This is a genomic window from Streptomyces sp. SM1, from assembly GCF_002910825.1.
Lineage (GTDB): Bacteria > Actinomycetota > Actinomycetes > Streptomycetales > Streptomycetaceae > Streptomyces > Streptomyces okerensis.
In genome coordinates this window covers 1-10,180 of the sequence record NZ_NEUB01000052.1, presented here as the reverse complement: position 1 = coordinate 10,180, position 10,180 = coordinate 1, and the positions used below count along the sequence as shown (strand labels likewise).

Below are 10,180 nucleotides of genomic sequence, written 5' to 3'. Positions count from 1 at the left end.
GCAGCACCCGCCGCCGTACGGACCCGGGTCCGGGCCGCGCCGGGACAACCGTTCCACCGCGCTGCTCGTGGTGATCGCGCTGGTCGTCGCCCTCGGCGCGGGCGGCACCGTGTACGCGCTGATGAGCGGCGGCACCGGCGACGACCGCGCCGGAGGCGGCCCGTCGACGTCCACGCCGAGCAGCGCGCCCCGCACCCCGGAATCGGGCACACCGGACGGCAAGCAGCCGCCGGAGACCCGGGGGCCGGAAACCTCCGCGCCGGCGGACGGGACGATCCCCGCGGAGTTCCTGGGCGACTGGTCCGCCACCATCGACAACGCGAGCGGACAGCACGGCCGCCGGCTCACCGTCCGGCAGGGCGAGGTCGGCGACACGGTGATGTCCCTCGTCGCCGACGGGCCCACCGGCAACGGCACCTACCACTGTGTCTTCGAGGCCCGGCTCACCGGCAGCTCCGGCGACCGGCTCGACCTCGGCCCCTCGTCCGTCACGGTCGGCCCGAGCGGCGCCTGCTCCCCGGGCGCCGCCAGCCGGATCCTCCTGCTCCCCGGCGGCTCCCTCCAGCGCGTGAACACCGGCACCGGCGAACAGCTCACCTACACCCGCGACTGACGGGCGGCATCGAGCACGCGTTCACCGTGGGTGGTTGAACGTTCGGCGAACGCCGGTGAACTTCGGCGGACGAGGGCCGCCCCCGTCCTCGTACAGCCGTACGGTGGCCACCCGGTCGGGCGTGCGGGGCGGTTGCGGGGGCGGCACGATGGAGTGGCTGAGCGCGGAGAACCTGGTGGCGGTGGCGGTGGCGGTGGCGGTGGCGACGGCGATGCTCGGCATCGTCGCCTCCGCGGTGATGGTCCGGTACGAGCGGCGGGTGCCACGCCGCAGAAGGATCGGCTACCGCGTCCAGCTGGACGTGCCGATCGGTGACGACCAGCGGTCGGGCCGCCGGATCAACCGTCGCGTGGGCTGGTTCGACACGGCGGCCGGTATGACGGACGCCAGCATCGTGCTGCTGCGCATCGAGAACGACGGCTCGGGGACCATCGGCCGCGACGACTACCAGAGCCCGGGGACCCACGGCATGACCGTGGACTTCGGCGGCCGCTCCATCCTCGGAGTCTCGGTCACCCAGCCGTCGGCGGCCGGCCATCTCGTCGAGCACTTCACCCCGGACCGGGGGTTCGGCCACCAGAGCGGCACCCTCGACCTCCCGCGCGCCCCCCTCAACCGGGGGCCTACTTCAAACTCCTGGTGCTGCTCTCCGGCGGCAGCGCGGGCGACGGGATCGAGCTGCGCTGCGACCTGAGCGACGGCGAGGTGCACCGCGACCGCAGCGCCACCCCGGACGAGAAGGCCCCGCTGTTCAGCCGGGCGGCCCGGCTGATCACCATCACGCTCACGCTGTGCGTGGTGGCGCTGGCGGTGATCGTCGTGGCCCAGGACGACAGCCCGCCGCCCATCGGCTGCGAGGGCGGCACCCTGACGCTCACCGGCTCGACGGCGTTCGGACCCGTACTGCGGGAGGTCGCCGAGAAGTACGAGAAGGACTGCGCGCGGGAGGACCCGCGCATCGAGGTGGACCCGCACGGATCCACCTCGGGCGTACGGGAGCTGGCGGCGGCCGGGGCCCGGTCGGAGCACGGATCACCGCCGGTGGTGGCCCTGTCGGACGGCCCCAAGCCGAGCGGGATGCCCGAACTGCGCGAGAACCGCATCGCGGTGTCGGTGTTCGCGCTGGTGGTGAACGAGGACGTACGGCTGCGCGACCTGTCGACGGCGGACGTACGACGGCTCTACCGGGGCGAGATCGCGAACTGGAGCGAGCTCGGCGGCCCCGACCTGCCGGTCCACCTCGTCAGCCGGGACGCGAACTCGGGCACCCGGCAGGTCTTCCAGCGCCGGGTGCTGGGCCGGGGCGAGATCGCCAACTCCTCCGTCGACTGTGTGCACAAGGACGATCCGGCCGGCCCCGTCATCCGCTGCGAACTCGGCTCCACCGAACAGGTGCTGGCGACCGTCGCCGAACTCCCGGGCGCGATCGGCTACAGCGAACTCAACAGTGCCGCCCGTGCGAAGGGGCCGCACCGGCTGGCCCTCGACGGTCACCCGGCTGAGCCCGATCGCCAGCCACGTCGACCAGTTCTCCTCGTCCGTCGACGCCATCGAGGACGGGACGAGCTCCTATCCGTACCGGGAGATCGAGTACGCCTACACCTACGGGCAGCCGCCGGCGGACTCGCTGGCGTCGAGCTTCCTGACGTATCTCGCGCGCGGGAACGGCCAGGACGTGATCCGCACCCACGGCCATCTGCCGTGCTGGACCCCGGAGGGGCTGAAACTGTGCGCCCGGCGCACGCCCTGAGGGCGGTGTCCACGCGGTGGCGGGAGCGGGCCCGGGCGGTGGTGCTCACGGCGTGAGGGTGCTCGCGCCGTGGTGATGTCCGCCGTGGTGGGTGGGCTCAGCGGGGCTCCGGCGGGCGCTGCCTCGGCATGTTCGGGCGGGACGGTCCCGGCGGGGACGGGAAACGGCCGTGCGGGAGCGTGCTCTCCGGGCGTCCTCCGCCGGCCACCGCCGTCTGCACTCCCAGAGGCGCGCCCCCGCTGCGGAACTCCACCATCCAGTCCACCGTCTCGACCCGCACCAGCTCGGTCACGTCCTCCGAGAACCGCCGCAGCACCGTGAGGCACCGCTCGGCCGCCTCGCTCGCCGTGCCCTCCGCCGGGCCCAGCACCTCACGGATGCACTCCGACGCCCAGTCGAACTGGAACGTCTGCAACCGCCGCTGCAGCGCCTGCGCCGTCGCCATGTCCCGCATCCAGCCGGACGTCATGCCGAAGAACCGGTCCCCGGCGACACACGCCACCGCGAGCAGCAGCGCCAGATACCCCCAGGCCGTGGACCCGTCGGCCACCCCGGTCAGATCGAGCAGCGGCAGCGCGGCCCCGGTCAGCGCGCCCGCCGCCGTCCCCGCCCGCAGCGCCCACGCGCACCGCCGCTTCCACGCGCGGTCCGCGAGATACCAGGCGGCGGTGTCCAGCGCCCCGCGCTCCACCCACCGGTACAGCTCGTCCAGCCGGGCCGCCGGGTCGCCCCAGTTCCCGAGCGGGAACTCACGCCCGGCCGGATCGCCCGGCCACGGTCCGGCCGCCCCCTCGCCCCGCCGGTCCTGAGACCGACCCTCGGGCTGCATCTCCGGCTGACCCACCCGGTATCTCCCAACTGAACCGACCCTGCCGACCCCTGCTGATCCCTCGACCCCGCGTACGCTCCGTGCGTGCGATGTGAAGCCACGTGCTCACGCGCCTGACTCTTCCTACCTCCCAATGGGTGGCGGCGTCGGGGGTTCGGGCGCTCTTTCCCCCGGAAGGAGGCCGTGATCAGGTATAGGGCCTTCAGCGGGACTCACCCGAAAGAGTGCTGGGGCGACGGCTGTCCCGACCACGTAGGCTCGTGCCGAACGGCAAAACCGTGGGAACCGCGAGCCGTGAAGCGTGAAACACGGACCGACGGACCCGACGGACCGACCGACCAAGGAGCCGAATCGTGATCCCCGGTGGTGGCCAGCCCAACATGCAGCAGTTGCTCCAGCAGGCCCAGAAGATGCAGCAGGACCTGGCCCAGGCGCAGGAGGAACTGGCGCGTACGGAGGTCGACGGCCAGGCGGGCGGCGGTCTGGTGAAGGCCACCGTCACCGGCTCCGGCGAACTGCGCGCGCTGAAGATCGACCCGAAGGCGGTGGACCCGGAGGACACCGAGACCCTCGCGGACCTGGTCGTCGCGGCGGTCCAGGCGGCCAACGAGAACGCGCAGGCGCTGCAGCAGCAGAAGCTCGGTCCGCTGGCCCAGGGGCTGGGCGGCGGAGGCATCCCCGGTCTCCCCTTCTGACCTTCCGGCTTCCCAGCCTTTCTCAGACGGCCCGCGGGCCTCTACGGTACGTACTGAAGGAACATCAGGAAGGGACGGCAGTCCGTTGTACGAAGGCGTGGTCCAGGACCTCATCGACGAGCTGGGACGGCTGCCCGGCGTCGGTCCCAAGAGCGCGCAGCGGATCGCCTTCCACATCCTCCAGGCGGAGCCGACGGACGTGCGGCGCCTCGCGCACGCGCTGACGGAGGTCAAGGCGAAGGTCCGCTTCTGCGCGACGTGCGGGAACATCGCGCAGGAGGAGCTGTGCAACATCTGCCGCGACGCCCGCCGCGACCCCGCGGTCATCTGTGTCGTGGAGGAACCGAAGGACGTCGTGGCGATCGAGCGCACCCGTGAGTTCCGCGGCCGCTACCACGTCCTCGGCGGCGCGATCAGCCCGATCGACGGGGTGGGCCCCGACGATCTGCGGATACGGGAACTCCTGGCCCGCCTCGCGGACGGCACGGTCACCGAGCTGATCCTGGCCACGGACCCGAATCTCGAGGGCGAGGCCACGGCCACGTACCTCGCCCGCATGATCAAGCCCATGGGCCTGAAGGTCACCCGCCTGGCCAGCGGCCTCCCGGTGGGCGGCGACCTGGAATACGCGGACGAGGTCACGCTCGGCCGCGCCTTCGAGGGGAGACGACTCCTAGATGTCTGACGCCACGCTGCACGCGACGCACCAGAACCCCGACGACTTCGCGGTCCAGATCGCCGACCAGATCGAGAGCTTCCTGGTGGCCGTCACGGAGGTCGCGAAGGGCGACGAGCCGGACTCGGCGGTGCCCTTCCTCCTCCTGGAGGTCTCCCAGCTCCTGCTGGCCGGCGGCCGCCTGGGCGCCCACGAGGACATCGTCCCCGACGAGCGCTACGAGCCCGACCCGGGTCCGGAGCCGGACGTGGACCTGCTCCGGGAGAACCTCGCCCGCCTGCTCGAACCGATCGACGTCTACTCCGAGGTCTTCGACCCGTACGAGCCCCGCAAGGCACCCGTCCCGGCCCGCATCTCCGACGACCTCACCGACATCATCACCGACCTCCGCCACGGCATGGTCCACTACCGGGCCGGCCGCACGTCGGAGGCCCTGTGGTGGTGGCAGTTCTCCTACTTCTCCAACTGGGGCTCCACGGCGTCCGCGGCGCTGCGCGCCCTCCAGTCCGTCGTGGCGCACGTCCGCCTGAACCAGCCTCTCGCCGAACTCGACGGCCTCGACACCGACCAGGGCATGGGCGACGACACCCTGGAATTCGAAGCGGGCAAGGTCATGGCGGAGGAAATCGCGACCCCCCTGGGCGTGCGCCCGGTCACGTGACGGCGGAACCGCCCACCGCACGAGCGCGGTTCCACTCGTTCGGATCCGGTGTCGGCGGACCTCGTCGAAACGGCGATCGACATCCTCGCGGACAGCGGCATGGCCCGGCCGGTGCGGTGAGGGCTCCGGTGGTTCACCGCTCTTCGGGGTCGACGGCTCCGGCAGCCCGTAGAGCGGCGAGGACGCGTGCGTAGTCCTCTGCCCGCTCCGGATTCCGCTTCGCGGACGTGCGCGCACAGCGCAGTGCCTTCGCCGTCGGCTCGGCACCGCGGCCGAGCAACTGCAGTACCGCCTCCACCTGACCGAAACATGCCGACCACTCCAGCGCCGGCTTTCCCCTCATCGACCGGTCGTCGATGTCGGCCCCTCGGTCGAGGAGCAGGCCGACGGTCGCCGTGCGGCCGTCGTTCGCCGCCACCAGCAGGGGTGTGTACGGGATCCTGGCCCGCGGCCCGGTGGGGACTCCGGCATCGAGCAGCACCTCGACGACGGCCGTGCGCCCGAGCCGCGCGGCATGGGTCAGCGGGGTCAGGTCGTGGTAGTACCCGGCGTGCCCTGCCGTGTCGGCGCCCGCCGCCAGGAGCAGCCGGACCACGTCGGTGTGGCCCGCCTCGATCGCCAGATCCAGCGCGGTCCGCCCTTCCCGGCCGGTCGCGTCCACACCGACGCCCGCGTCCAGCAGCCGGGTCACGGGAGCCATGTCGCCCTCCTTCGCCGCCTGCGGCAGCTCGTCCGGTGTCTCGATGGGTTCCGTCATGGGTCGATCATGCGGCACCGGCACCTCGTGCCACACCTGGTTCCGGCGCCCACACGGACGGCGCGGTGGGCATCGGTTCGATGCCCCGCGAAGCTCCCCGGCCGGTGCGCATCACCCTCGGCACCGCCCCGCGTGGACCTCGCCCGGCCGGGTCCGTGTGTGACGCGGGGCACTTTTCCGAGTGGGTTGCCTCGGGATGGGCATGAGCCCCACTGCACGGGCGCCGGGAGTCTCACGATGCGATATCGCGGAGGGGTTTTTCGGACGCTCGATAGACTGAAACCGACCGCGGCGCACACCCCTGTGTGCGGACCGCGGAAAACGACGGACTGAGCGAGGAGCGCACGTGGGCCTTGTCGTGCAGAAGTACGGAGGCTCCTCCGTAGCCGATGCCGAAGGCATCAAGCGCGTCGCCAAGAGGATCGTGGAAGCCAAGAAGAACGGCCACCAGGTGGTCGCCGTGGTTTCCGCGATGGGCGACACGACGGACGAGCTGATCGATCTCGCAGAGCAGGTCTCCCCGATTCCTGCCGGGCGCGAGCTCGACATGCTGCTGACCGCCGGAGAGCGGATCTCCATGGCCCTGCTGGCCATGGCGATCAAGAACCTGGGCCACAACGCCCAGAGCTTCACTGGCAGCCAGGCAGGTGTCATCACCGACTCCGTCCACAACAAAGCCCGTATCATCGACGTCACGCCGGGCCGGATCAAGACCTCGGTGGACGAGGGCAACATCGCCATCGTCGCCGGTTTCCAGGGCGTCAGCCAGGACTCCAAGGACATCACCACGCTCGGCCGCGGCGGCTCCGACACCACCGCCGTCGCCCTCGCCGCCGCGCTCGACGCCGAGGTGTGCGAGATCTACACGGACGTCGACGGTGTGTTCACCGCCGACCCGCGTGTGGTGACCAAGGCCAAGAAGATCGACTGGATCTCGTTCGAGGACATGCTCGAGCTGGCGGCCTCCGGCTCCAAGGTGCTGCTCCACCGCTGTGTGGAGTACGCCCGCCGGTACAACATCCCGATCCACGTCCGCTCGTCCTTCAGCGGACTGCAGGGCACGTGGGTCAGCAGCGAGCCGATGAAGCAAGGGGACAAGCAGGTGGAGCAGGCTCTCATCTCCGGTGTCGCGCACGACACGTCCGAGGCCAAGGTCACGGTCGTCGGTGTGCCGGACAAGCCCGGCGAGGCGGCTTCGATCTTCCGCACGATCGCCGACGCCCAGATCAACCTCGACATGGTCGTGCAGAACGTGTCCGCCGCCTCCACGGGCCTGACGGACATCTCCTTCACCCTCCCGGAGACCGAGGGGCGCAAGGCCATCGAAGCCCTGGAGCGGAACAAGGGCACCATCGGCTTCGACTCCCTGCGCTACGACGACCAGATCGGCAAGATCTCCCTGGTCGGGGCGGGTATGAAGACCAACCCGGGTGTCACGGCCGACTTCTTCACGGCGCTCAGCGACGCGGGCGTGAACATCGAGCTGATCTCGACCTCCGAGATCCGGATCTCGGTCGTCACCCGCAAGGACGACGTGCCCGAGGCCGTCCGCGCCGTGCACTCCGCCTTCGGGCTGGACTCCGACAGTGACGAGGCCGTGGTCTACGGAGGCACCGGCCGCTGATGGCCGGGACAGCGGGACGCGGACGTGCGGGGCGGCCGACGCTCGCGGTCGTGGGGGCGACCGGGGCCGTCGGCACGGTCATGCTCCAGATCCTTTCCCAGCGGGCGGACGTCTGGGGCGAGATCCGGCTCGTCGCCTCCCCGCGCTCGGCCGGCCGCAAGCTGGCCGTGCGCGGGGAAGAGGTCGAGGTCGTCGCGCTCACCGAGGAGGCCTTCGACGGGGTCGACGTCGCGATGTTCGACGTACCCGACGAGGTCGCCGAGAGGTGGGCGCCCGTCGCCGCCGCGCGGGGCGCGGTGGTCGTCGACAACTCCGGCGCGTTCCGCATGGACCCGGACGTGCCGCTCGTCGTGCCCGAGGTCAACCCGCACGCGGTCCGCATGCGCCCGCGGGGGATCATCGCGAACCCGAACTGCACCACGCTGTCGATGATCGTCGCGCTCGGCGCGCTGCACGCCGAGTTCGGCCTGCGCGAGCTGGTCGTCTCCTCGTACCAGGCGGTCAGCGGCGCCGGACACGCGGGCGTGCGGACCCTGCGCGAGCAGATGTCCCTGGTGGCCGGCACGGAACTGGGCACCAGCCCGGGCGACGTGCGGCGCGCCGTGGGGGACAACACCGGGCCGTTCCCGGAGCCGGTCGCGCTGAACGTCGTCCCGTGGGCCGGGTCGCCGCGCGAGGACGGCTGGTCCTCGGAGGAGATGAAGGTCCGGGACGAGTCCCGCAAGATCCTGGGCCTGCCCACCCTCCCCGTGGCCGTCACCTGTGTACGCGTCCCGGTGGTCACCACTCACTCCCTCACCGTGCACGCCCGTTTCGAGGGCGAGGTCACCGTCGACAAGGCGCGCGAGATCCTCGCCACCGCCCCCGGCGTCGTCCTGTTCGACAACCCGGCCGCGGGGGAGTTCCCCACCCCCGCCGATGTCGTCGGCACCGACCCGACGTGGGTCGGGCGGGTACGACGCGCCCTGGACGACCCCACGGCGCTGGAGCTGTTCGTGTGCGGGGACAACCTGCGCAAGGGATCGGCGCTCAACACCGCGCAGATCGCCGAACTCGTGGTGGTTGAACACTAAAAAGTCCTGGATCGCAGAGGATTCGTTTGTAGGATCTCTGTAAGCCTGGTGATCCGGATTCTCGGTCTGGACCACTTGAACCTGCAGGTCCGGCCATCGAGGATGGTACGAGCGTTTGTTCGAGGACTTACCTCCCCGTCTTCCGCAACCACGCGGAGGGCGGGGAGCGTCTTTGCGGTCACCCTTTCCGGGTCGTGGGGACGCGGCCTTTCGGACGTGGGGACGTCTGGAACCGGGCGTGGGGACGCCCGTTCATATGGAGCACAGGGGAAGAGCGGGACGCATGAGGGCCTTTGACGTGCTGTCGGGAACGCTGCCTGACGCGGGCGGCCGGCCGGTGGAACCGTCCGCCGCAAAAGTGACGCCCGGCACGTACAACCCTTACGGGGGGAAGCGTGTCCAACTGGCGTGGCTGAGGTACTCGACTTCACAGCGCCGCGTGGCACCGTCCTCCGGCCGCCCCGCCAGGTTCTCCGACCCCGCACGTCCGGCGCGCCCGGCGGCGGCATGCCGGTGATCGCGCCCATGCCCGCAGCGCGTCCCACCCGCGTCCCAGGTCAGCGTGACGGCGCGGACGGCACCGTCGCGGCCGGCACCACCGTCGACCATCTCACCGAGACCTACCGCGCGCACTACCGCTCGCTGCTGGGCCTCGCGGCACTGCTCCTCGACGACACCGCCTCCTGTGAGGACGTCGTCCAGGAGGCGTTCATCCGTGTCCACTCCGCCCGCAAACGCGTCCGGGACCCGGAGAAGACCCTGGCCTATCTGCGCCAGACCGTCGTCAACCTCTCCCGCTCCGCGCTGCGCCGCCGCATCCTCGGCCTCAAGCTGCTCTCCAAGCCCATGCCCGACATGGCGAGCGCGGAGGAGGGCGCCTACGACCAGCTGGAGCGCGACTCCCTGATCAAGGCGATGAAGAACCTCCAGCGCCGCCAGCGCGAGGTGCTGGTGCTGCGCTACTTCGCGGACATGACCGAGGCGCAGGTCGCCGAGACGCTCGGCATCTCACTGGGCTCGGTGAAGGCGTACGGCTCACGCGGAATCGCGGCACTGCGGCTCGCCATGGGGGCGTCGGCATGAGCGGCGGCAACGACGCGCGGCGTGAGGAGCGAGAACCCGAGGGTTCGCGTGCGCCGGAGAACCCGCGCGAACCGGAGGACCCGGGTGCGCCCGACGCCGGGCCGGGGTCCGAGAGGGCTCGGGAACGGGAGTCAGGAGGCGGCCAGGCGTCCGCCGCGGCTCGGGGGCCCGGAGACGGGGACGAGCCCGGTGCGGGACAGGGGCCCGCGGGAGGTCCGGAGTCCGCAGGCGCCCGGGATTCCGAGGACGTCCGGGAAGCCGCGGGCGCCCGGGAGTCCGGGAGCGGGTCCGCGCGGCTGCGCGAGCCGGTGGCGCCGTACGAGCAAGAGCTGAAGCACACGCACGCTGGGAACGGAATGGTGAACGACGGCCTGGACGACCGGGACCCGGACGGGCTCGACTCGGACGAGCTGGAACTG

8 protein-coding genes and 3 pseudogenes are annotated in these 10,180 nt (G+C 71.4%); 9 read left to right on the top strand and 2 right to left on the bottom strand.

Annotated elements, in window-relative coordinates:
• A pseudogene (locus B9S61_RS01120) lies at positions 1 to 613 on the top strand (serine/threonine protein kinase); the annotation flags it as partial.
• Positions 614 to 761: 148 nt separating this feature from the next.
• A pseudogene (locus tag B9S61_RS01115) lies at positions 762 to 2,363 on the top strand (substrate-binding domain-containing protein).
• A gap of 97 nt (positions 2,364 to 2,460) precedes the next feature.
• On the opposite strand, the gene B9S61_RS01110 reads toward B9S61_RS01115, so the two are convergent.
• Positions 2,461 to 3,207, bottom strand: a complete 747-nt coding sequence (locus tag B9S61_RS01110; RefSeq protein WP_103540493.1) for an SLATT domain-containing protein — start codon at positions 3,205 to 3,207, stop codon at positions 2,461 to 2,463.
• Between the two features lie 338 nt (positions 3,208 to 3,545).
• On the opposite strand from B9S61_RS01110, the gene B9S61_RS01105 reads away from it, so the two are divergent.
• The 3 genes from B9S61_RS01105 to B9S61_RS01095 all read left to right on the top strand — a co-directional run bounded on the left by B9S61_RS01105 (position 3,546) and on the right by B9S61_RS01095 (position 5,224).
• Complete coding sequence (locus tag B9S61_RS01105; RefSeq protein WP_103540492.1) at positions 3,546 to 3,887, top strand: YbaB/EbfC family nucleoid-associated protein; 342 nt, start codon at positions 3,546 to 3,548, stop codon at positions 3,885 to 3,887.
• Between the two features lie 85 nt (positions 3,888 to 3,972).
• Positions 3,973 to 4,572 (top strand): recombination mediator RecR, encoded by a 600-nt coding sequence (gene recR, locus B9S61_RS01100; protein WP_103540491.1) that lies wholly within the window; start codon positions 3,973 to 3,975, stop codon positions 4,570 to 4,572.
• Positions 4,565 to 5,224: a DUF5063 domain-containing protein gene (locus B9S61_RS01095; protein ID WP_103540490.1), complete on the top strand. Its 660-nt coding sequence runs from the start codon at positions 4,565 to 4,567 to the stop codon at positions 5,222 to 5,224. Before recR ends, B9S61_RS01095 begins: the two co-directional genes overlap by 8 nt.
• 133 nt (positions 5,225 to 5,357) lie before the next feature.
• Here the strand turns inward: B9S61_RS01095 and B9S61_RS01090 are convergent, their stop codons facing one another.
• A complete protein-coding gene (locus tag B9S61_RS01090; protein WP_258039494.1) occupies positions 5,358 to 5,981 on the bottom strand; it encodes an ankyrin repeat domain-containing protein in 624 nt (207 codons plus the stop codon).
• Between the two features lie 346 nt (positions 5,982 to 6,327).
• Between B9S61_RS01090 and B9S61_RS01085 the strand changes: the two genes are divergently transcribed.
• The 4 genes and pseudogenes from B9S61_RS01085 to B9S61_RS41425 all read left to right on the top strand — a co-directional run.
• Positions 6,328 to 7,605, top strand: a complete 1,278-nt coding sequence (locus B9S61_RS01085; protein WP_103540489.1) for an aspartate kinase — start codon at positions 6,328 to 6,330, stop codon at positions 7,603 to 7,605.
• The gene (locus tag B9S61_RS01080) at positions 7,605 to 8,678 is read left to right on the top strand and encodes an aspartate-semialdehyde dehydrogenase (RefSeq protein ID WP_103540488.1); all 1,074 of its coding nucleotides are present in this window, start codon (positions 7,605 to 7,607) and stop codon (positions 8,676 to 8,678) included. The genes B9S61_RS01085 and B9S61_RS01080 overlap by 1 nt, the downstream gene beginning before the upstream one ends.
• 408 nt (positions 8,679 to 9,086) lie before the next feature.
• Positions 9,087 to 9,761: a SigE family RNA polymerase sigma factor gene (locus B9S61_RS01075; RefSeq protein WP_258039493.1), complete on the top strand. Its 675-nt coding sequence runs from the start codon at positions 9,087 to 9,089 to the stop codon at positions 9,759 to 9,761.
• Positions 9,758 to 10,180: pseudogene (locus tag B9S61_RS41425) on the top strand (hypothetical protein); the annotation flags it as partial. The gene B9S61_RS01075 and the pseudogene B9S61_RS41425, both read left to right, overlap by 4 nt.

What these genes read in the sequence shown, in the direction of transcription:
- B9S61_RS01095 (WP_103540490.1), top strand. Translation starts at nt 4,565, where the DNA reads ATGTCTGACGCCACGCTGCACGCGACGCACCAGAACCCCGACGACTTC.
- B9S61_RS01090 (WP_258039494.1), bottom strand. Translation starts at nt 5,981, where the DNA reads ATGACGGAACCCATCGAGACACCGGACGAGCTGCCGCAGGCGGCGAAG.
- B9S61_RS01080 (WP_103540488.1), top strand. Translation starts at nt 7,605, where the DNA reads ATGGCCGGGACAGCGGGACGCGGACGTGCGGGGCGGCCGACGCTCGCG.